The sequence below is a fragment of the Pseudomonas sp. NPDC086278 genome, from assembly GCF_050280905.1.
In the GTDB taxonomy this organism is placed as follows: domain Bacteria; phylum Pseudomonadota; class Gammaproteobacteria; order Pseudomonadales; family Pseudomonadaceae; genus Aquipseudomonas.
Genome location: NZ_JBNNWE010000023.1, coordinates 20,056 through 39,888 on the forward strand (window position 1 = coordinate 20,056; position 19,833 = coordinate 39,888).

18 protein-coding genes are annotated in these 19,833 nt (G+C 61.3%); 5 read left to right on the forward strand and 13 right to left on the reverse strand.

The window, feature by feature from the left end:
• Window positions 1–88: 88 nt before the first annotated feature.
• The 3 genes from ACQKP4_RS09780 to ACQKP4_RS09790 all read right to left on the reverse strand — a co-directional run bounded on the left by ACQKP4_RS09780 (window position 89) and on the right by ACQKP4_RS09790 (window position 4,518).
• Window positions 89–1,963, reverse strand: coding sequence for an MFS transporter (locus ACQKP4_RS09780; protein ID WP_427632584.1), 1,875 nt, complete (start codon window positions 1,961–1,963; stop codon window positions 89–91).
• Between the two features lie 96 nt (window positions 1,964–2,059).
• A complete protein-coding gene (locus tag ACQKP4_RS09785; RefSeq protein WP_427632586.1) occupies window positions 2,060–3,211 on the reverse strand; it encodes a TDT family transporter in 1,152 nt (383 codons plus the stop codon).
• Between the two features lie 122 nt (window positions 3,212–3,333).
• On the reverse strand, window positions 3,334–4,518 hold the full coding sequence (locus ACQKP4_RS09790; RefSeq protein ID WP_427632588.1) for an MFS transporter: 1,185 nt from the start codon (window positions 4,516–4,518) through the stop codon (window positions 3,334–3,336).
• Between the two features lie 91 nt (window positions 4,519–4,609).
• Between ACQKP4_RS09790 and ACQKP4_RS09795 the strand changes: the two genes are divergently transcribed.
• Window positions 4,610–5,149, forward strand: coding sequence for a TetR/AcrR family transcriptional regulator (locus ACQKP4_RS09795; RefSeq protein WP_427632590.1), 540 nt, complete (start codon window positions 4,610–4,612; stop codon window positions 5,147–5,149).
• A 261-nt stretch (window positions 5,150–5,410) separates the two neighbouring features.
• A complete protein-coding gene (locus ACQKP4_RS09800; protein WP_427632592.1) occupies window positions 5,411–8,881 on the forward strand; it encodes a hybrid sensor histidine kinase/response regulator in 3,471 nt (1,156 codons plus the stop codon).
• A 122-nt stretch (window positions 8,882–9,003) separates the two neighbouring features.
• Here the strand turns inward: ACQKP4_RS09800 and rmuC are convergent, their stop codons facing one another.
• Together rmuC and ACQKP4_RS09810 are read right to left on the reverse strand one after the other, a co-directional pair.
• Window positions 9,004–10,368: a DNA recombination protein RmuC gene (gene rmuC, locus ACQKP4_RS09805; protein WP_427632668.1), complete on the reverse strand. Its 1,365-nt coding sequence runs from the start codon at window positions 10,366–10,368 to the stop codon at window positions 9,004–9,006.
• Between the two features lie 175 nt (window positions 10,369–10,543).
• Window positions 10,544–10,867 carry a sel1 repeat family protein gene (locus ACQKP4_RS09810; protein ID WP_427632594.1) on the reverse strand — a complete coding sequence of 108 codons (324 nt, stop codon included), beginning with the start codon at window positions 10,865–10,867 and terminating at the stop codon, window positions 10,544–10,546.
• Window positions 10,868–11,808: 941 nt separating this feature from the next.
• Here ACQKP4_RS09810 and ACQKP4_RS09815 point away from each other — a divergent pair.
• The 3 genes from ACQKP4_RS09815 (at window position 11,809) to ACQKP4_RS09825 (ending at window position 14,210) form a co-directional block, all read left to right on the forward strand.
• Window positions 11,809–12,033: a hypothetical protein gene (locus ACQKP4_RS09815; RefSeq protein ID WP_007945191.1), complete on the forward strand. Its 225-nt coding sequence runs from the start codon at window positions 11,809–11,811 to the stop codon at window positions 12,031–12,033.
• A 276-nt stretch (window positions 12,034–12,309) separates the two neighbouring features.
• Complete coding sequence (locus ACQKP4_RS09820) at window positions 12,310–12,792, forward strand: hypothetical protein (protein ID WP_427632596.1); 483 nt, start codon at window positions 12,310–12,312, stop codon at window positions 12,790–12,792.
• Window positions 12,793–12,938: 146 nt separating this feature from the next.
• Window positions 12,939–14,210 (forward strand): OmpP1/FadL family transporter, encoded by a 1,272-nt coding sequence (locus ACQKP4_RS09825; protein WP_427632598.1) that lies wholly within the window; start codon window positions 12,939–12,941, stop codon window positions 14,208–14,210.
• Window positions 14,211–14,300: 90 nt separating this feature from the next.
• On the opposite strand, the gene ACQKP4_RS09830 is transcribed toward ACQKP4_RS09825, so the two are convergent.
• The 8 genes from ACQKP4_RS09830 to cobU form a co-directional block, all read right to left on the reverse strand.
• On the reverse strand, window positions 14,301–14,852 hold the full coding sequence (locus tag ACQKP4_RS09830; protein WP_427632600.1) for a glutathione peroxidase: 552 nt from the start codon (window positions 14,850–14,852) through the stop codon (window positions 14,301–14,303).
• 55 nt (window positions 14,853–14,907) lie between these two features.
• The gene (locus tag ACQKP4_RS09835) at window positions 14,908–15,030 is read right to left on the reverse strand and encodes a hypothetical protein (RefSeq protein ID WP_427632601.1); all 123 of its coding nucleotides are present in this window, start codon (window positions 15,028–15,030) and stop codon (window positions 14,908–14,910) included.
• The gene (locus ACQKP4_RS09840; RefSeq protein ID WP_427632603.1) at window positions 15,027–16,235 is read right to left on the reverse strand and encodes an MFS transporter; all 1,209 of its coding nucleotides are present in this window, start codon (window positions 16,233–16,235) and stop codon (window positions 15,027–15,029) included. The genes ACQKP4_RS09835 and ACQKP4_RS09840 overlap by 4 nt, the downstream gene beginning before the upstream one ends.
• A gap of 52 nt (window positions 16,236–16,287) precedes the next feature.
• Window positions 16,288–16,692, reverse strand: coding sequence for a MarR family winged helix-turn-helix transcriptional regulator (locus ACQKP4_RS09845; RefSeq protein WP_427632605.1), 405 nt, complete (start codon window positions 16,690–16,692; stop codon window positions 16,288–16,290).
• Window positions 16,693–16,875: 183 nt separating this feature from the next.
• Window positions 16,876–17,610, reverse strand: coding sequence for an adenosylcobinamide-GDP ribazoletransferase (locus ACQKP4_RS09850; protein WP_427632607.1), 735 nt, complete (start codon window positions 17,608–17,610; stop codon window positions 16,876–16,878).
• Window positions 17,611–17,612: 2 nt separating this feature from the next.
• Window positions 17,613–18,188 carry an alpha-ribazole phosphatase family protein gene (cobC, locus tag ACQKP4_RS09855; protein ID WP_427632609.1) on the reverse strand — a complete coding sequence of 192 codons (576 nt, stop codon included), beginning with the start codon at window positions 18,186–18,188 and terminating at the stop codon, window positions 17,613–17,615.
• On the reverse strand, window positions 18,185–19,240 hold the full coding sequence (gene cobT / locus ACQKP4_RS09860) for a nicotinate-nucleotide--dimethylbenzimidazole phosphoribosyltransferase (protein WP_427632611.1): 1,056 nt from the start codon (window positions 19,238–19,240) through the stop codon (window positions 18,185–18,187). The genes cobC and cobT overlap by 4 nt, the downstream gene beginning before the upstream one ends.
• Window positions 19,237–19,758, reverse strand: a complete 522-nt coding sequence (cobU, locus tag ACQKP4_RS09865) for a bifunctional adenosylcobinamide kinase/adenosylcobinamide-phosphate guanylyltransferase (RefSeq protein WP_427632613.1) — start codon at window positions 19,756–19,758, stop codon at window positions 19,237–19,239. The genes cobT and cobU overlap by 4 nt, the downstream gene beginning before the upstream one ends.
• Window positions 19,759–19,833 lie beyond the last annotated feature (75 nt).

Below are 19,833 nucleotides of genomic sequence, written 5' to 3' on the forward strand. Positions count from 1 at the left end.
ACCGCGCTCCTCCAGATGAACGCGGTCAACTGTGGGAGCGGGCTTGCTCCGGGCGGCGTTCCGACGAAGAGGCCCGCAATCACACTAACTATCTAACGGTCCCGCGTAACTCCCCGACCATCGCCTGCAATGCCGCAGGCTCCGCCGCTGCAACCGCCACCGCTGGCCCCGCCACCAACGTCACCCGCGACCACAACCGACGAAACAGACTCTTGCCCGGATCGCGGCTGAAAAAACTGCCCCACAAGCCTTGCAACGCCAGCGGAATCACCGGCACCGGCGTCTCTTCGAGAATCCGCGTCAGCCCGCCCTTGAACTCATTCATTTCGCCATCAGCGGTCAATTTGCCTTCCGGGAAGATGCACACCAGCTCACCGTCCTTCAGATACCGGGCAATCCGGGTGAAGGCTTTTTCGTAGATCTGAATGTCTTCATGACGCCCGGCGATAGGAATCGTCCCCGCCGTGCGAAAGATGAAGTTGAGCACCGGCAGGTTGTAGATTTTGTAGTACATGACAAAGCGAATCGGCCGACGCACCGCGCCGCCGATCAGCAAAGCATCGACGAATGACACATGGTTGCAGACCAGTAACGCCGCGCCTTCGTCCGGAATCAGCTCCAGGTTGCGGTGCTCCACGCGGTACATGGAATGGCTGAGCAGCCAGATCATGAAACGCATGGTGAACTCGGGAACGATGCTGAAGATGTAGGCGTTGACGCCGATGTTCAGCAGCGACACCACCAGGAACAGCTGCGGGATCGACAGCTTGACCACACTCAGCAAGACGATCGAAACAATCGCCGAGACCACCATAAACAGCGCGTTGAGGATGTTGTTGGCGGCAATCACCCGCGCCCGCTCTTTTTCGGCAGTGCGCGACTGGATCAGCGCGTACAGCGGCACGATGTAGAAACCGCCGAAAATCCCCAGCCCCAGGATGTCGATCAGTACCAGCCATGTGTGGCCGAAGCCCAAGACTTCGATCCAGCCATAGCCGTTTTCACTGTCCGGAATGCCGCCGGAGTGCCACCACAGCAGCAAGCCAAACACCGTCAGGCCAAACGAGCCGAACGGCACCAGGCCGATTTCGACTTTACGTCCGGAGAGCCTCTCGCAGAGCATCGAACCGAGGGCGATCCCGACCGAAAACACGGTCAGGATCAGCGTGACCACGGTTTCGTCACCGTGCATCCACTCCTTGGCGTACGCCGGGATCTGCGTCAGGTAAATCGCCCCGACAAACCAGAACCACGAGTTGCCGACAATTGAACGCGATACCGCAGGCGTTTGCCCGAGCCCCAGTTTCAGCGTCGCCCAGGATTGGCTGAAAATGTTCCAGTTCAGGCGCATCTCCGGCGATGCCGCGGCGGCCCGCGGAATGCTGCGGCTGGCGAGGTAACCCAGCACTGCAATGCCGACGATGGCGGTGGACACGATGGGCGCGTAATGACCGGACGACATGATGATTCCGGCGCCGATGGTGCCGGCCAGAATCGCGAGGAAGGTGCCCATTTCCACCAGCCCGTTGCCGCCGACCAGTTCGTCTTCGCGTAATGCCTGCGGCAGGATCGAATACTTCACCGGCCCGAACAGCGCCGAGTGCGTGCCCATGGCGAACAGCGCCACCAGCATCAGCGACAGGTGATCGAACATGAACCCGACCGCGCCGACCGCCATGATCGCGATTTCGCCGAGCTTGATCAGACGGATCAACGCGTCCTTGGCGAACTTCTCCCCGAACTGCCCGGCGAGCGCCGAGAACAGGAAGAACGGCAGGATAAACAGCAACGCACACAGGTTGACCCAGATCGAGCGATCACCCTCGATGGTCAGCTTGTACAGAATGGCGAGGATCAGCGACTGCTTGAAGATGTTGTCGTTGAACGCCCCGAGGGACTGTGTGACGAAGAACGGCAAAAAGCGCCGGGTGCGAAGCAAGGTGAACTGTGAGGGGTGACTCATCTTCCGTGTGTCCCTGACTGGCGTGAGAGTGGCGTGGTGACAGCTATTGGAATGTCGAACAGCGATCCAGGCCACACATTACCTAATCTTTGCCGATTATTTGTTTAATCCTGCAATGCACGGCGAGACAAACAACTCGCCACGCCACGCGCCTTGCACGGTGCGTTTCGAGACGATCAGCCACATCACCGCCAGCAAGGCCACTAGCACGCCGCCAAAGACACTGAAAAACGTCAGGTTCAAGGTGCTGGCGAGTTTCAGCGTCGCCAAAGAATAAACGCCCAACGGGAAGGTGAAACCCCACCAGCCAAGGTTGAACGGAATGCCGACGCGCAGGTAACGCACGGTGATCAGCACGGCGATCAGCATCCACCACAGGCCAAACCCCCACAGCGTGATCCCGGCCACCAGCCCGAGCCCGGCGGCGATTTCACCGATGCCCGGCATCCCGTTGGCGGCGAAGATTGCCGGTGCGTCGGCACCCAGCAGCAACATGCCCAGCGCCCCGGTACCGATCGGCCCGAGCGCCAGCCAGCTCGATGCCGCCATGTTTTCGTGGGGCAATTTATGCAGTGCCATGCGCAGCAACAGGATGGTCAGGATGCTGAACGCCACGGGCAGGGAAAAGGCCCAGAGCACGTAGCTGGTGGTCAACACCACCAGTTGCGCATGGGCGTCTGCCAGATGCGGTGCCAGCAAACCACCGCTGGCGGCGGCGACTTCGGCAGCGACCACCGGCAACAGCCAAACGGCGGTCATCTGGTCGATGCTGTGGTGCTGACGGGTGAACATCATGTAGGGAATCAGCACGCCGCAGGCCAGCGACATCGCCACGTCCAGCCACCACAGCACTTCGGCAATGTGAATCACGCCATCGCCCCAGCGCGGCAAGCCGAACAGCAGGAAGCCATTGATGATGGTCGCAAGCCCCATGGGGATGGTGCCGAAAAACATCGACACGGTGGAATGCCCGAAGATCCGCCGCGCCTCATCGAAAAACCACAGCCAACGCGCCGCATATAAAGCGGTAAACAGCAAAAACAGCAGGGTGTTGAACAGCCACAGCCCTTCGGCGATTGCATGCAGCCCCGGCAGCGCAAGGGGCAATTGCGCGAGCGCCAACGCCAGCACGCCGGTGCCCATGGTTGCAGCGAACCAGTTAGGCGTGAACTGGCGGATGACTTCACGCGGGTGCTGCAAATGGCTGAAAGGTTTGATACCGGGCTTGCTGCGGTTGGGGCATGGCATGGCGAACTCCTGTCCTCTAGTGAGGTGGAGCTCATGGTAGATCCGAATCGAATATCTATATAACGGGTAATATCTCTAACTGTTATCTATTTTGTAGATATTGGCTTGCTACTGTCGTTGCCCTACACGCCACACACGTTGCCCGAGCGCTGGCGCAACAGCGCCAGCAGTGCGCCAACCGACAGCGCAATCAGCACCGCGCCGTAACCATCGGTGGTGGCGATCAGCCCGAAGGTTCGGGTGAGGTAACCGGCCAGCAATGACGGCAAGCAGAACGCCAGGTAGCTGAGCACATAAAACGCTGACATCAATCCGGCCCGCTCATGGGGCAACGCCAGCGGCACGACGCTGCGCAGGGACCCAAGAAACCCGGCGCCGAAACCGCAACCGGCCACCAGCGTACCCATGAAGAACAGCGACAGGCTGGCGCTGTGCACCGCCAACAGAATCAAGGCAACACCGACCGACAACAGCGTGCCACCCAGCAGCAGAACCTTGTCGGCAGGCCGATTACGCAAGGTGAAAATCATCGCGGCACCGGTCACGGTCAACACGGCGACGGTCGCCCCGCCAATCAGGTTCGAGGTCGAACCGGTGGCGGCCCTGACCAGCGACGGCGCGAGCGATGCGTAAAAACCACCCAGCGCCCACACGGCGATATTGATCGGCAATACCCGCCACAACGTGCACCGTGCCTGAGTCGGCACATGCAAGGTCGGACGCAACGAGGCCCAGGCGCCGGCTTGCAGGTTGGCGCTTTCCGGCAGGCGCCAGACATAAATCGCCTGCATCCCGAACAGCGCGAGCAACACCCAAAAGGTCAACTGCAACGGCAGCGGCGCGAACTGGGCCAGCAAGCCGCAACCCATGGCGCCGGCCGCCATACCGAGCAGCGGCGCAACGCTGTTGACCAGCGGACCTTGCCGGCGATCGGTGTCCAGCAGCGCGGCACTCAGCACCGCGGTGGCCATGCCGGTGGCAAAGCCTTGCAGCACGCGGGCGCTGATCAGCCAAGCGACGCTGTCGGCGTTGATAAATAGCAGCATCGCCAACATGTTCAGCACCACTGCGGTGAAAATCACCGGTTTGCGCCCCAGATAATCCGAGAGCGAACCAACGGTCAGCAGCGCCGCGAGCAAACTGATGGCGTACACGCCGAAGATCAGGGTCAGCGTCGCTTCGGAGAACTGCAGGTGCTCCTGATACAAGTGATACAGCGGCGTCGGCGCGGTGGAAGCGGCAAGAAAACTCAGAAGAGTGATCGCCAGAAACCACAGGCTGGAACGGTTTGAAATCGAGCTGGACATGGGCAATCTCCGCAAAAGCTAATATTTTGCTTTTGCGGAGTGTGCTACTGGCTAGCGCTTAAAGCAAATTCTTTGTGTTAAGGTCCGCCGCATGGCTATTAAAGAAGGTTTACGCCCCGGCGGCCGCAGTGCCCGGGTGCAAGAGTCGATTCATTCGGCAGTCCGCGAACTCCTCGAAGAACAGGACCGCGCCAGCGTGACCGTCCCGCAAATTGCCGCGCGCGCCGGGGTGACGCCGTCGACGATTTATCGCCGCTGGGGCGACCTGTCGGTGCTGCTGGCGGACGTCGCCCTCGCCCGCATGCAACCCGACAGCGAACCGGCCAACACTGGCAGCCTGCGCAGCGATGTGCGGGCCTGGGCGGAGCAATATCACGACGAGATGAGCTCCGAGCCCGGGCGCAACATACTGCGCGATGTGCAAAGCAGCACCACGCCGGGCTTTTGCGCGACGATCATTGGCGCACAGTTGCAGACGATTCTGGATCGTTACCCGGATCAGCCGAAGCCGAGCGCTGATCGGTTGATCAACCTGGTGGTGGCACCGATCGTGTTCCGCATCCTGTTTTCGGCGGCGCCGCTGGAGGTCGCGGAACTGCATCGGTTGGTCGAGTTTGCGTTGAATCAGTGAGGCCGCCATTCGCGAGCAAGCCCGCTCCCACAGGTTTCGCGTTGGACGCCTGATTCAGGCACGACACGAAACCTGTGGGAGCGTGGCTTGCCCGCGAAAAGGCCCGCTCAGGCACCCAAGATCCATCTGGCCAAACACCCTGTGATACCCCGTGCGACACCCCGCCGCGCCGCGACTTTGGTCGACACTGACTAACCTCGGCCATCGTGCGAGACTGTCTCGCCGGGCGGGAGTCCCGGGTGTCTTTCGTCTGGAGTTCTCATGTCGCTGTCCAGCGGGCTGATCGCCGCCGTCGCCCTGGCCTATATGGCCATCATGTTCGCCATCGCCTTCTACGGCGACCGTCGCAGCGCGCCGCTGCCGCCACGGGTGCGCGCCTGGGTGTACAGCCTGTCGCTGGCGGTTTATTGCACCAGCTGGACCTTCTTTGGCGCCGTGGGCCAGGCCGCCGAACAACTCTGGTCATTCCTGCCGATCTACCTCGGGCCGATCCTGCTGCTGGTCTTTGCGCCGTGGGTCCTGCAAAAAATGGTGATGATCAGCAAGCAGGAGAACATCACCTCCATCGCTGACTTCATCGCCGCGCGCTACGGCAAGTCGCAATCGCTGGCCGTGGTGGTCGCGCTGATCTGCCTGGTCGGTGTGCTGCCCTACATCGCCCTGCAACTCAAAGGCATTGTGCTCGGCGTCAACCTGCTGATCGGCGCCGGTGCCGACGCGATGGGCGTGCGCGCCCAGGACACCGCGCTGATCGTCTCCCTGGTGCTCGCGCTGTTCACCATCGTGTTCGGCACGCGCAACCTCGACGCCACCGAGCACCACCGTGGCATGGTGCTGGCGATTGCGTTCGAGTCGCTGGTCAAGCTGTTCGCGTTTCTCGCCGTGGGGGCATTCGTCACCTACGGCTTGTACGACGGTTTCGACGACCTGTTCAGCCAGGCCATGCTCGCCCCGCGCCTTGAGGAATACTGGAAAGAAACCATCAACTGGCCGTCGATGGTGGTGCAAACCGGCGTGGCGATGATGGCGATCATTTGCCTGCCCCGGCAATTCCACGTGACCGTGGTGGAGAACATCGATCCGCAGGACCTGCGCCTGGCGAAATGGGTGTTCCCGGCCTACCTCGCATTGGCCGCACTGTTTGTAGTACCGATTGCGCTGGCCGGTCAGATGCTGCTGCCAAGTTCGGTCCTGCCGGACTCTTTCGTCATCAGCCTGCCACTGGCCCAGGCGCACCCGGCGCTGGCCATGCTGGCGTTTATCGGTGGTGCTTCCGCCGCGACCGGCATGGTGATCGTCGCCAGTGTGGCGCTGTCGACCATGGTCTCCAACGACATGCTGTTGCCGTGGTTGCTGCGCCGCAACAACGCCGAGCGGCCGTTCGAAGTGTTCCGCCAGTGGATGCTCTCGGTGCGCCGCGTCAGCATCGTGGTGATTCTGTTGCTGGCGTACGTCAGTTATCGCTTGCTGGGGTCAACCGCAAGCCTGGCGACCATCGGCCAGATCGCCTTCGCCGCCGTGACGCAACTGGCACCGGCCATGCTCGGCGCGTTGTACTGGAAACAGGCCAACCGGCGCGGCGTCTTCGCCGGTCTCGCCGCCGGGACGTTCCTGTGGTTTTACACGCTGATCTTGCCGATTGCCGCCCACAGCCTCGGCTGGTCGCTGCACAGTTTTCCGGGCTTGGCCTGGTTGCACAGCAATCCGCTCAACCTGCCACTCACCCCGCTGACCCAAGGCGTGGTGTTGTCGCTGGCGGCCAACTTCACCCTGTTTGCCTGGGTCTCGGTGTTGTCACGCACGCGCGTGTCGGAGCATTGGCAGGCCGGCCGTTTCATCGGTCAGGAAATCAGTGCACGCCCCAGCGCACGCTCGATGCTCGCCGTGCAGATCGATGATTTGCTGCAACTGGCCGCGCGTTTCGTCGGTGAAGAACGCGCACGCCAAAGCTTCATCCGCTTCGCGTATCGCCAGGGCAGAGGCTTCAACCCGAACCAGAACGCCGACGGCGAATGGATCGCCCACACCGAACGCCTGCTGGCCGGTGTCCTCGGCGCCTCGTCGACGCGGGCGGTGGTAAAAGCCGCCATCGAGGGTCGGGAAATGCAGCTGGAGGACGTGGTGCGCATCGCCGACGAAGCCTCCGAAGTGCTGCAATTCAACCGTGCCCTGCTGCAAGGCGCCATCGAGAACATCACCCAGGGCATCAGCGTGGTCGACCAGTCGCTGAAACTGGTGGCGTGGAACCGGCGTTATCTGGAGTTATTCGACTACCCGGACGGCTTGATCAGTGTCGGCCGGCCGATTGCCGACATTATTCGCCACAACGCCGAACGCGGCTTGTGCGGGCCCGGCGAGGCCGAAGTGCACGTCGCCCGGCGCTTGCACTGGATGCGTCAGGGCCGTGCGCACACCTCTGAGCGGTTATTTCCCAATGGCCGGGTGATTGAGCTGATCGGCAACCCGATGCCGGGCGGCGGTTTCGTCATGAGCTTCACCGACATCACCGCGTTCCGCGAAGCCGAGCAGGCGCTGACCGAGGCCAATGAAGGACTGGAACAACGGGTCACCGAACGCACCCACGAACTGTCGCAGCTCAACGTCGCACTGACCGAAGCCAAAGGCACCGCCGAATCGGCGAACCAGTCGAAAACCCGCTTCCTCGCGGCCGTCAGCCACGACTTGATGCAACCGCTGAACGCCGCGCGCCTTTTCTCTGCCGCCCTGTCCCACCAGGACGACAGCCTGTCCGGCGACACCCGCAAACTGGTGGCGCACCTCGACAGTTCGTTGCGTTCGGCCGAAGACTTGATCAGCGATTTGCTGGACATTTCCCGCCTGGAAAACGGCAAGATCAACCCGGATCGCAAGCCGTTCGCGCTCAATGAACTGTTCGATACCCTCGGCGCCGAGTTCAAGGCACTGGCACAGGAACAGGGTCTGAAGTTCCGCGTGCGGGGCAGCACGTTGCGGGTCGACAGCGACATCAAACTGTTGCGGCGGATCTTGCAGAATTTCCTGACCAACGCCTTCCGTTACGCCCAGGGCCCGGTGCTGCTCGGCGTGCGACGCCGCGGCAGCGAGCTGTGCCTGGAAGTCTGGGACCGTGGGCCGGGTATTCCGGAAGACAAACAACAGGTGATTTTCGAGGAATTCAAACGCCTCGACAGCCATCAGACCCGCGCCGAGAAAGGCCTCGGGTTGGGCTTGGCGATAGCCGACGGCTTGTGCCGCGTGTTGGGCCACACGTTACGCGTAAGGTCGTGGCCGGGGCGCGGCAGCGTGTTCAGCGTCAGCGTGCCGCTGGCTCGGGCGCAAGCCGTCGCGCCGGTGCAGGTGGCCGAACTCAACGGCAGGCAAATGGGTGGCGCTCAGGTGCTGTGTATCGATAACGAGGACAGCATCCTGATTGGCATGAACAGTTTGCTCACGCGCTGGGGCTGCCAGGTGTGGACCGCGCGTAATCGCGAGGAATGCGCCGCACTGCTTGGCGACGGGTTACGGCCGCAGTTGGCGTTGATCGACTACCACCTGGACCACGGCGAGACCGGAACCGAGTTGATGGCGTGGTTGCGCACCCAACTGGGCGAACCGGTGCCGGGGGTGGTGATCAGTGCCGACGGGCGACCGGAGATGGTCGCGCAAGTGCATGCGGCGGGGCTGGATTACTTGGCCAAACCGGTGAAACCGGCGGCGTTAAGGGCGTTGTTGAGTCGGCACTTGCCGTTGTGATGCGGCAGGTTTGAGTCATTGAGTGACGGGGCTGACGCTTTCGCGGGCAAGCCCGCTCCCACAGGGATCTTCAGTGCAACATAGATCCAATGTGGGAGCGGCTTGCTCGCGAAGCTTTTGACTTACTCCGGCAACTCGGCCAAGCCATCCACATCGGTCATCGCCCGCTCCAGCAAATCCGCCGGCAAGCTCTTGCTGGCTCGAGCGCCGAGCAATTTTAGCTGCTCGCTGCGGCTGACCAGGTTGCCGCGTCCTTCTGTCAGTTTGTTGCGCGCCGAACTGTAGGCCTTGTCCAGTTGCTGCAGGCGATTGCCGACTTCGTCCAGATCCTGAATGAACAGCACGAACTTGTCATACAGCCACCCGGCGCGCTCGGCGATTTCCCGGGCGTTCTGGCTCTGGCGCTCTTGCTTCCACAGGCTGTCGATGACCCGCAACGTCGCCAGCAGCGTGGTTGGGCTGACGATCACAATGTTGCGGTCGAACGCTTCCTGGAACAGCGTCGGTTCGGCCTGCAATGCTGCTGAAAACGCGGCTTCAATCGGCACGAAGAGCAAGACGAAATCCAGACTGTGCAAGCCATCGAGGCGTTTGTAATCCTTGCCGGACAGGCCTTTGACGTGATTGCGCAAGGACAGCACGTGCTGCTTGAGCGCGATCTGGCCGATGGCATCGTCTTCGGCCGCCACGTATTGCTGATAGGCCGTGAGGCTGACCTTCGAGTCGACCACCACTTGCTTGTCGCCCGGCAGGTAGATGATCACGTCCGGTTGAAAACGCTCGCCGTCCGGGCCTTTGAGCGTGACCTGGGTCTGGTACTCGCGGCCCTTCTCCAGCCCGGCGTGTTCGAGCACCCGCTCAAGAATCAGCTCGCCCCAGTTGCCTTGGGTTTTCTGCCCTTTCAGGGCGCGAGTCAGGTTGGTGGCCTCGTCGCTCAGGCGCAGGTTCAGCTGTTGCAGTCGTTCCAGTTCCTTGGCCAGCGAAAAGCGCTCACGTGCTTCGGCCTGATAACTTTCCTCGACGCGTTTTTCGAAGGACTGGATGCGCTCCTTCAACGGATCGAGCAACTGGCCGAGACGTTGCTGGCTGGTTTCGGCGAAGCGCTGTTCACGCTCGTCGAAGATCTTGCCGGCCAGCTCGGCGAACTGCGCACGCAACTCGTCCCGCGAGCCTTGCAGGTCGTTCAGACGCTGCTGATGGCTTTCCTGCTGTTCGCGCAGCTCGGCGTTGAGCGAGGCGGCCTGAGCGTCGAGGCGCCGCAGTTCGGTCTCTTTGCCGGCGCGTTCGATGTTCCAGGCGTGCGCCGCGTCGCGGGCGTCATCGCGTTCGATCTGCAGCAATTCGACTTCCCGGCGCAGGGCGGCCATATCGGCTTGTTTGGCGGCATTGGCCTGGCTCAGGTCACCGATTTCATCGCGGCAGGCGTCAAGTTGGGCGTTCAAGCCGTCCTGGGCGAGTTGCGACATGGCGAGGCGTTCTTCGAGCAACGCGACATCGGCTTGCGCGGCACTCGCCCGCCGCTGAATCTGCCAGGCCAGTACCAGCAACGGCAGGCCAGCGCCTGCCAGACCGAGTAACAGGCTGGTCAAATCCATAGCCATAGTGATTCCTGCCGATGAGATAAAGCCTGAAGGTTAACCAAGGCGTCAGGACTTGGACAGCTCAGTCTTCGGCCAGACCGAGTTCCCGTAGCGCGCGGCGATCCCCGGCGCGAGCGGCCTGACGCAACAAATCCTGACCGATGCGCCGGTCCCGGGCGTTGCCGCACTCGCGGCACATCAGTTGGCCAAGACGACTTTGCGCTGCCACCACACCTTCACGGGCCGGCTGCTTGAGCAAGCGTCCGGCGAGGTGTTTGACGTTGGGGTTATCGCCCAGGCGCGGGCTGTCGAGTAACCACTCGGCCACACGCATCGAAAAGCGTTTGGGCGGGGTAACACTGGGAGGTGTTTCGGTAACGGAATCTGATACTGAGGGAAACTTCATAACGCACTGTGGGACAGATCGGAAGGCGCGCAACTCTACTCTTTTTTTCTTACAGGTAAAGCCTGTAAAAACCCGGCACGCCCGTGCTAGAGCAAGCGCTCGGGACAATCCACAGAAGCTGTGGATAACTCAGTGGACAACCGCCCTTGAACTCTCGCGAAGCCCTGTGGAATGGGGCTCGCAGTCAAACTGACGATTTTTTCACCAGTAAAAAAAAGCGATGTTTTTCATTGACTTAAATTTTCAATACAGGCACCCACTGTGGTCGGGGCGTGGATGACAGGCGGGTTACAGTTTGCGCAACTTATGTGCACAAGTACCTGCGCGGCGGTTATATCGCTGAGCTTTTTCGGAGCGTTTTGTCCGCTTTTTCTGGGGATAACCCTTGAGAGCCTTGAACCAGGCTGTTGCAGAGTCGACGACCAGCGGTCGGAAACCGTCCCATTACAGGGCGAGACGTCCGCGCCCAGGAATTATTTTGTTTTCACGCTTCCATTTCACAAATCAATCCGTTACTATCCGCGGCGTTAGTACCAAGCTGAAAGTCAATTCTGGTCGAACAAATCCCCCCGGACAGCCTTCCCAACGGAAGCCTTCACCGAACAAGCGGGATCGACCACCTCGATGGTTTCCAGGTAAACCTTGTGTCAACACAGCCTTTGAATCGAATGCAAAGGGTGTTGCGAAGCTCACTTACTCTGACCGAACCAACCTGCAAATTGATCAGGATCTTCACCCCGGGCCCAGAACCTTTGCCCTTGATGTGTTGCCTGCCCTCCTAAGTACCTACCTGCCAGCCCAAGCGCGCCAATTTAATCAGCGCTTCAAACTGGCTGCTTTGTTCCAGTCGGGTTCTTCGTTCGGCCAATGGTGGTCGTCGTCACTGGAACGTTTTAACTTTGCACGGTTCTTATCCGTGTCGCTTGTAGGAACACCCAATAATGACTACTCAAATCCACACCCAGGATGCCATCCGCACCCTAACCAACGCTTTTGCACCAATGAACTGCCTGATCATGGCCGCTCGCAAAGGCTGCTTCAGCTTCACCCTGGTCAACGAACACGGCATCGCTCGTCACAGCGAACGCCTGTACCCCGATCAATACTCCAGCGCAGAACCGCTGCAGGCCGTGATCGAGCGTACCCGTCAGGCATTGATTGCCTGATTCGCCAGAAAGACTGAAAACCTCAAAAGCCCTGCTCAAAAAGCGGGGCTTTTTATTGCCCGATGTTTCTCTTTCGATGTGCCGCGCCTAAGCACTAACCGATATAACGGTTATAACTGGCTGCCGGAAATATTTTAAAAACAGTCCTTTACAGCGCGAATATGACACTACACTTCAACTCAAGCGGCTTGATCCGCTTCCGGCGAGCCTGATTCGATCCACCGCTGCCAAGGCCCCCTTCAGGCATCGCCGCCCACTTCATGTTTCGAGGGCTTTATGGGTATCGCTGCCAGCGAACTGTGCCGCTATGTTATCCGTCCGACACTGATTTACCTGGGACGCCATAGCGCAACTGCCGAATCCCTGCTGCTGGGCATTGCCGCCAGTCAGTCAGCCCTTGGTTCCGCCCTGCATGACCGCCGCGGTCATGGTTTGTACCGCATCGCCGAGCCCCGCCATCGGGCACTCTGGGATCATTACCTGGCACTGGACCCGGAACGCGCGAGCCTTGTCCGCGGCCTCGCCAGCCAGCATGCCTTTCTCAGCGGGCCGCAACTCGAATTGACCGTCAACCTGCGTTACGCCACAGCCATCGCCTGGCTGCTGGTAGAAGAACAGAACACCCCCCTCCCCGCCGCTGACGACTTGTTGGGAATGGCCCGAATCTGGCGCCAGACTTTTCAGCCTCAAGGGCGCCTGCGTGACTTCACTTGTGCCTGGCAGACCTGTGTTTCACCCATGAATCAGGTCGCCTGCTGACCCACCGGTTTCACAAGATCTTGCAACGGGTCGCGAATCTGGTCGGATTGTCCTACAAGACCGCTCTAACTCAAGCCATACAGCCTATAGCGCTGGAACGAAAATGTTGGTAATTTTCGCCCCGGTGATCACCAGGAGTTCTAATAATGAAAAAAGTAATGCTCAAAACCACCCTTAGCCTTGCCGTTACCCTGGCATCCACCCAGCTCTTTGCAAGTGGCTTTGCCCTTAACGAACAAAGCATCAGCGGAATGGGGACAGGTTTTGCCGGGCGATCTTCTGCTGCCGACGACGCATCCACCATTGCTGGCAACCCTGCCGGCATGTCTCGCCTCAAGCGCGAACAAGTGACCGGCGGTGTTGCTTTCATCGACGCACACACTGACATCAGCGACGCCAGCTCCCGTCCGAACGGCGGTAGCAACAAAGGTGACATGGTCCCTTTCATGGGCGTGCCGATGGGTTACTACGTCAAGCCAATCGATGATCAATGGGCAGTCGGTGTTGGCGTCTACGCACCGTTCGGCCTGGTCACCGACTACGAGCACGGCTTTGCCGGCCGCTACTTCGGCACCACCAGCGACGTACAAGTCGTGACCCTGCAACCAACCGTGAGCTACGCCTTCAACGACAAGGTGTCGATCGGTTTCGGTCCGACCATCAACCGTATCGACGGCAAGCTGGAATCGAACCTCTCGATCACCCAGGCCGCGGCAGATGGCGAAGTCAAGATCAAGGGTGACGACACCGCACTGGGTTACAACATCGGCGTGCTGGTTCAAGCCACCGACAGCACCCGCGTCGGCCTGACTTACCACTCGAAAGTGAAGTACAAGCTGGACGGTAACACCAAGGTCAACTACGGCGTTCTCGCGGCAGTGGGTCAAAACCCAAGCCAGAAATACGACGCCTCGCTGGACCTGACCACGCCTGAATCGCTGGACTTCTCGGTCACTCACCAGCTCGACGACAAGTGGACTCTTTACGCAGGCAGCACCTGGACTCGCTGGAGCCGCCTGAAAGAAATCACCGTCGAAAACAAAGGTGTTCCGGCCATCCTCAACGGCCAATTCGGTTCCATCACCGAAGAGCAGAACTGGCACGACACCTGGGCTCACGCCATCGGCGCGTCCTATCAGTTGAACAAGGAATGGGTACTGCGTACCGGCCTGTCCTTCGACCAGGCGCCGACCAACAACGTCGACCGCTCCCCACGCATCCCGACTGGCGATCGCAAGATTTTCAGCCTCGGCGCCGGCTGGAGCCCAACCGACGACCTGACCATCGACGTGGCCTATTCGTACCTGCGTGAAGAATCGGTCAAGGTCAACAACAGCAACGACCGTGGCCAGAGCTACGACGCCAAGTATGAAAACTGGGCGAACGGTTTCGGTGTAGGTGCTACCTACCGTTTCTGATGATTCACGGCGAGCTTCAACCCCTCGCCACCTGAATCGAAAAAAGCCCCGCTCTCTGCAACAGAGGCGGGGCTTTTTAATGGGTGCCGATCAGGGTTGTGAGGCCAGGGCTTGCTCGACCGCCGCGATGAACGCCGGATCGTCGGGCTTGGTCAGGCTGGAGAAATTGGCGATGACTTTGCCTTGGCGGTCGACCACGTATTTGTAGAAATTCCATTTGGGCGCGCTGGTCTGTTTGGCGAGGACCTTGAACAAGTGCGTCGCATCATCACCGCGCACGGCTTGCGGTTCGGTCATGGTGAACGTCACGCCATAGTTCACGTAGCAAACCTTGGCGGTCTCTGCGCCGTCCTTGGACTCCTGTTTGAAGTCATTGGACGGAACGCCGATCACCTCCAGCCCCTGCCCCTTGTAGCGCTGATACAGCGCCTCAAGGCTTTTGAACTGCGGGGCGAAACCGCAGAAGCTCGCGGTATTGACCACCACCAGCGGTTTACCCTCAAAGCGTTGGCACAGGTCGATGTTTTCCTTGGCGCGCAACTTGGGCAGCGAACCCTGCAACAGCTCCGGGCATTCTGCCGCTTGAGCCAACCCGGCAAACGCCATCAGCAACGCGGGGACTGCAATCCAGCGCATCAGCATGTCGGTGCATCCTTGATCAGTTGTTACCACGGAAGTTACTCGCCCTCGCCGCCGGCTAGCAAGCACCCATGCCCAACTGCATCAGCGCCAGCCCGCCTTGATGCCAGCCCCACCAGGACAAGGCCAGCAGCAAGGCACAGACCGCAGCGGCGGCGAGTCGCGGCCAAAGGCTGTTCATGTCGCGCTCATCTGCGTTTGCAGCCGCGCAACCGGTCGCTCGCGCACCGGCCAGTTCAGCGCCGCCGCCAGCAGGCTCAGCAGAATTGCCACTTGCCAGATCAAGTCATAGCTCCCGGTCCGGTCATACACCACCCCGCCCAGCCAGCCGCCGAGAAATGAGCCGAGCTGGTGGAACAGGAACACAATCCCGCCGAGCATGGACAGGTTTCGCACGCCGAACAAGGTCGCCACGGTGCCGTTGGTCAATGGCACGGTCGACAGCCACAGGAACCCCATCGCCATGCCGAACAGGTAAGCGGTGGTCGTGGTCACCGGTGCCCACAGAAACAGCCCGATCACCACCGCCCGCAGCAGGTACAGACCGGTGAGCAAGCGCGGCTTGGACATGCGCCCGCCCAGCCAGCCGGCGGTGTAAGTGCCGAAGATATTGAACAAGCCAATCAACGCCAGCACCGTGGTGCCGACCGTCGCCGGAAGGTGTTGATCCACCAGGTACGCCGGCAAATGCACACCGATGAACACCACCTGAAAACCACAGACAAAAAAGCCGAACGCCAACAGCCAGAACCCGGAATGAGAACAAGCTTCGCGCAGCGCTTCAGGCAAGGTTTGTTCGTGGCCAAGCGCCGGCAGCGGTTTGTCCTTGAGCATGCTCACCAGCGGCACGATCAGCGCCACCAGCAAACCCAGCACCAGCAACGCGGCAGACCAGCCGAGCCAGCCGATCAAGCCCAATGTGCCGGGCAACATCGCAAACTGGCCGAAGGAGCCGGCAGCACTGGCAATGCCCATGCCCATGCTGCGTTTCTCCGGTGGCACGGCGCGGCCCACCACGCCGAGGATCACCGAGAACGAAGTGCCCGACAGGCCGAGACCAATCAACAGGCCGGCGCTCAAGGACAAGGTCACCGCCGAATCCGACAAGCCCATGCACACCAGGCCCACGGCGTACAGCACGCCGCCGACCAGCACCACTTTCGCCGCGCCAAAGCGGTCGGCCAGTGCGCCGGTGAACGGTTGCGCCAGGCCCCAGATCAGGTTCTGCAAAGCGATAGCGAATGCAAAGGTCTCACGGCCCCAGCCGAACTCGGCGCTCATCGGTGCCAGGAACAGGCCGAAGCCGTGCCGCACGCCCAACGACAACGCCAGAATCAGCGCGCTTCCCACCAACACCCAACCGCACGTACGCCACATCGAGGTCATTCTTGTTCTCCGGTAACGGGTATATACCCGCTTAAGATCGGCAAAACCGGCATCACGCCAGTTCGTCCAGCAGTCGCAGTAAGGTTTCGCGTTTCTCGGCGCCCAGACGATCAATCAACCGCTGTTGCGCCGCTTCCCAGGCTGGCAAGGCTGCCGACAACCGCTCGGCGCCGGCCTCGGTCAGCCGGACGATGCGGTTACGCATGTCCGCGCCTTCGACCAGTGTCACCAGACCTTCGCCCTCCAGCACGCGCACATTGCGCCCCAAAGTGCTGCGATCCAGCCCCATGGCTTCGGCCAGGGTGGAAATACTCGGATCGTTCAGACGCTGCAAGTTGCACAGCAAAGAATACTGGGCAACGTTGATCCCGAAGCCGTCGAGAGCGCCGTCGTAATGCCTGCTGACGCCACGGGCGGCGCGACGCAGGTTGGTGCATAAACATTGAGAGTCGAGCATGGTGCGTGTATATACCCGCGGTTGAATGAAAGCAAGGTTCAAGAATAGCTTTGTCAGGCAGGTCGCCTTCGCGAGCAAGCCCGCTCCCACAGGGTGACCACATTCCAATGCCTGAAAATAAGCTTGCCCCACCCTGTGGGAGCGGGCTTGCTCGCGAAGAGGCCGGAACAGCCCTCCCATATATCAGCAGACCAACGCCAGCCCCACCAACACCGCCATCTCCAGCAATTCCAGCAATGCACCGGCGGTGTCGCCCGTGGTTCCGCCCAGCCGCCGCAGCATTACCTGCCGCAGCCACACAAACATCAGCGTCGCCAACACCACCGCCAGCACACCGCCGGGACCGGCGATCAATACACAGGCCACGGCACTGGCCGCCAACACCTGCCAACCCGCCTTGCGCGGCAAATGGTCCGCCAACGCCTGACCCAATCCGCCAGCGCGCACATACGGCGTCGTCAGGAACAACCCCAACAACGCCGCCCGGCCCATCAGCGGAACAATGATCAACACAACGCCATGTCCCTGCTCGATCAACGCCAGCAGCGCGGCGAATTTCAGCAGCAACACCAGCACCAGCGTGACCACGGCAATCGGCCCGCTACGCGGATCTTTCATGATGGTCAGCGTGCGCTCGCGGTCGCCAAACCCGCCGAGCCAGGCGTCGGCGCTGTCGGCCAGACCGTCCAGGTGCAACGCGCCACTGAGCACCACCCAGACGGTCAAGAGCAGCGCGGCGTGAAGTAACAAAGGCGCGCCCGACAACAGCCAATTGCAGGCCCATAGAATCGAACCAAACAGCAGCCCGACCAGCGGATAAAACAACAGTGACCGGCCCAACGCTTGAGGCGCCGGCATACCGGGCAGGCGAATCGGCAAGCTGCTCAAGAATTGCAGGGCGATCCAGAACGGCAACATGATCAGAGCGCTTCCCGTAACGAGGCGCCGGGCTCGACCGCCAGCGAATACAACGCCGCATGAGCAACTTCGACGTTGAGCAACTGCTCGCGGGGCAAGCCCCGGGCCTGGGCCAGCAGCAACTTCATGACCCCACCGTGTGTGATCAGCAACACGCGCTCGCCGGCATACGACGCGTGCAGCCGTTCGACCGCCGCCAGCACCCGCACCGAGAAGTCCGCCACCGGCTCACCCTCGGGCGGTGTAAACGAATAAGGGTCAGTCCAGAACAGTCCCAACGCCTCGGCGCTGGTCTGCATGAGTGCCGCCGTGCTTTGCCCTTCCCATGCGCCGAAGTGTAGCTCTTGCAGGTCTTTTTCCAGGTGAACCGGCAAACCCAGTTGCCCGCCCAACTCTTCGGCGAACCGCGCGCAGCGCTGCAATGGCGAGCTGACCAAACGGTCCCACGGCCCTTGCTCGATCACCGCCGCGCGCAGTTGCGCCCAGCCTTTGTCGGTCAATGCATCGTCGAGGCTGCCACGCAAACCACCGCCGAGTTCGGTTTCGCCGTGGCGCAACAGGTCCAGGCGCAAGGTCATGCCGGGCGATCCGCCACGGCGGCTTCGGCGAACGTTGCCATCTGCCCGTGCAGGTCGCAGGCCAGACGCAACAACGGCACCGCCAACGCCGCACCGCTGCCCTCGCCCAGCCGCAGGCCGAGGTCCAGCAGCGGCTCGGCGTCGAGGGTTTCCAGCACGTGACGATGGCCGGGTTCGGCGCCGCGATGGCCGAACAACAGCCACTCGCGGCATTCCGGGTTCAAGCGCACCGCGACCAACGCGGCGACGCTGCAAATGAAGCCGTCCACCAGCACCGCGACGCCCTCCTGGGCACAGGCCAGGTACGCACCGACCAGTGCTGCAATTTCAAAACCACCCAGGTTGAACAGGGTCTGCAACGCCTCGCCACGTTGAGCGCCGTGCAACGCCAACGCCCGCTCGATGACCTGCACTTTGTGGCTGACCCCCGCCGCGTTCAACCCGGTGCCCGGCCCGACCAGATGCACCACCGGGCAATCGAGCAAGGCACAGGCCAACGCGCTGGCCGCCGTGGTGTTGCCGATGCCCATCTCGCCGCCGATGAACAGTTGCGCACCCGCCGCAACGGCGCGCTGCACACTGTCGCGACCGGCCTGCAACGCGCGCTCGCCCTGGGCGTGCGTCATCGCCGGCCCTTCAACGAAATTCGCCGTGCCCGCGCCGATGTTCAGGTGACGCACGCCCGACAAATTCAGCGCCGAGTTGACCGTGCCCAGGTCGACCACTTCAAGGGACGCGCCCAGTTGCCGCGCCAGCACACTGATTGCCGCGCCGCCACTGACGAAGTTGTGCAACATCTGCCCGGTCACTTCCTGGGGAAACGCCGACACGCCTTCAGCGACCACGCCATGGTCACCGGCGAAAATCGCGATCCACAGCTGCTCGAGACTCGGTTTGACCTGCCCCTGCAACCCGGCCAATTGCACCGCCACCGATTCGAGCCGGCCGAGGGAACCGGCCGGTTTGGTCAATTGCTGCTGGCGCGCTTGCGCCTGTTCAACCGCTTGCGCATCGATTCGCTTGCACGGGTTCAGCCACCAGGTTTGAGTCATAACGCAGTTCCTTTCAGAGTCAGGGGCAGGCCGGCGACGGTCAGGACGACCCGTTGACAGCGCTCGGCCAGGGCTTGATGCAGCCAACCGGCTTCATCGACATAGCGGCGAGTCAATTCGCCCAGCGGCACGACACCCATCCCGGTCTCGTTGCTGACAAAAATGATTTCACCCGGCAACGAGGCGAGGCATTCCAGCAAGGCTTCGCGTTCGGCGTTCAGGCGTTCGCTGTCGTCGAGCATCAGCAGATTGGTCATCCACAGCGTCAGGCAATCCACCAGCAGGCACTGTTCGGCGCGGGCGTTTTCACGCAGCACGCGGGCGAGTTCGACGGGTTCTTCGATCAGTGCCCACTCGGCCGGACGACGGGCGCGATGATGGGCGACGCGCTCGTTCATTTCACCGTCCAGCGCCTGGCTGGTGGCGATGTAGGTCACTTGGAGCCGGCTGTCGCTGGCGAGTTTTTCCGCGAGGCGACTTTTGCCGGAGCGGGCGCCGCCGAGGATTAGTTGGAGCATGGTGACATCCTATAAATGTGCGGTGAGGCGACTGCCGCCTTCGCGAGCAAGCCCGCTCCCACATGGGTTCTTCGG

What these genes read in the sequence shown, in the direction of transcription:
- ACQKP4_RS09835 (WP_427632601.1), bottom strand. Translation starts at nt 15,030, where the DNA reads ATGAACAGCCTTTGGCCGCGACTCGCCGCCGCTGCGGTCTGTGCCTTG.
- ACQKP4_RS09780 (WP_427632584.1), bottom strand. Translation starts at nt 1,963, where the DNA reads ATGAGTCACCCCTCACAGTTCACCTTGCTTCGCACCCGGCGCTTTTTG.
- ACQKP4_RS09850 (WP_427632607.1), bottom strand. Translation starts at nt 17,610, where the DNA reads ATGTTGCCGTTCTGGATCGCCCTGCAATTCTTGAGCAGCTTGCCGATT.
- ACQKP4_RS09840 (WP_427632603.1), bottom strand. Translation starts at nt 16,235, where the DNA reads ATGACCTCGATGTGGCGTACGTGCGGTTGGGTGTTGGTGGGAAGCGCG.
- cobC (WP_427632609.1), bottom strand. Translation starts at nt 18,188, where the DNA reads ATGACCTTGCGCCTGGACCTGTTGCGCCACGGCGAAACCGAACTCGGC.
- ACQKP4_RS09785 (WP_427632586.1), bottom strand. Translation starts at nt 3,211, where the DNA reads ATGCCATGCCCCAACCGCAGCAAGCCCGGTATCAAACCTTTCAGCCAT.
- ACQKP4_RS09845 (WP_427632605.1), bottom strand. Translation starts at nt 16,692, where the DNA reads ATGCTCGACTCTCAATGTTTATGCACCAACCTGCGTCGCGCCGCCCGT.
- ACQKP4_RS09800 (WP_427632592.1), top strand. Translation starts at nt 5,411, where the DNA reads ATGTCGCTGTCCAGCGGGCTGATCGCCGCCGTCGCCCTGGCCTATATG.
- ACQKP4_RS09795 (WP_427632590.1), top strand. Translation starts at nt 4,610, where the DNA reads ATGGCTATTAAAGAAGGTTTACGCCCCGGCGGCCGCAGTGCCCGGGTG.
- ACQKP4_RS09810 (WP_427632594.1), bottom strand. Translation starts at nt 10,867, where the DNA reads ATGAAGTTTCCCTCAGTATCAGATTCCGTTACCGAAACACCTCCCAGT.
- ACQKP4_RS09815 (WP_007945191.1), top strand. Translation starts at nt 11,809, where the DNA reads ATGACTACTCAAATCCACACCCAGGATGCCATCCGCACCCTAACCAAC.
- ACQKP4_RS09790 (WP_427632588.1), bottom strand. Translation starts at nt 4,518, where the DNA reads ATGTCCAGCTCGATTTCAAACCGTTCCAGCCTGTGGTTTCTGGCGATC.
- cobU (WP_427632613.1), bottom strand. Translation starts at nt 19,758, where the DNA reads ATGCTCCAACTAATCCTCGGCGGCGCCCGCTCCGGCAAAAGTCGCCTC.
- cobT (WP_427632611.1), bottom strand. Translation starts at nt 19,240, where the DNA reads ATGACTCAAACCTGGTGGCTGAACCCGTGCAAGCGAATCGATGCGCAA.
- ACQKP4_RS09830 (WP_427632600.1), bottom strand. Translation starts at nt 14,852, where the DNA reads ATGCTGATGCGCTGGATTGCAGTCCCCGCGTTGCTGATGGCGTTTGCC.
- ACQKP4_RS09820 (WP_427632596.1), top strand. Translation starts at nt 12,310, where the DNA reads ATGGGTATCGCTGCCAGCGAACTGTGCCGCTATGTTATCCGTCCGACA.
- ACQKP4_RS09825 (WP_427632598.1), top strand. Translation starts at nt 12,939, where the DNA reads ATGAAAAAAGTAATGCTCAAAACCACCCTTAGCCTTGCCGTTACCCTG.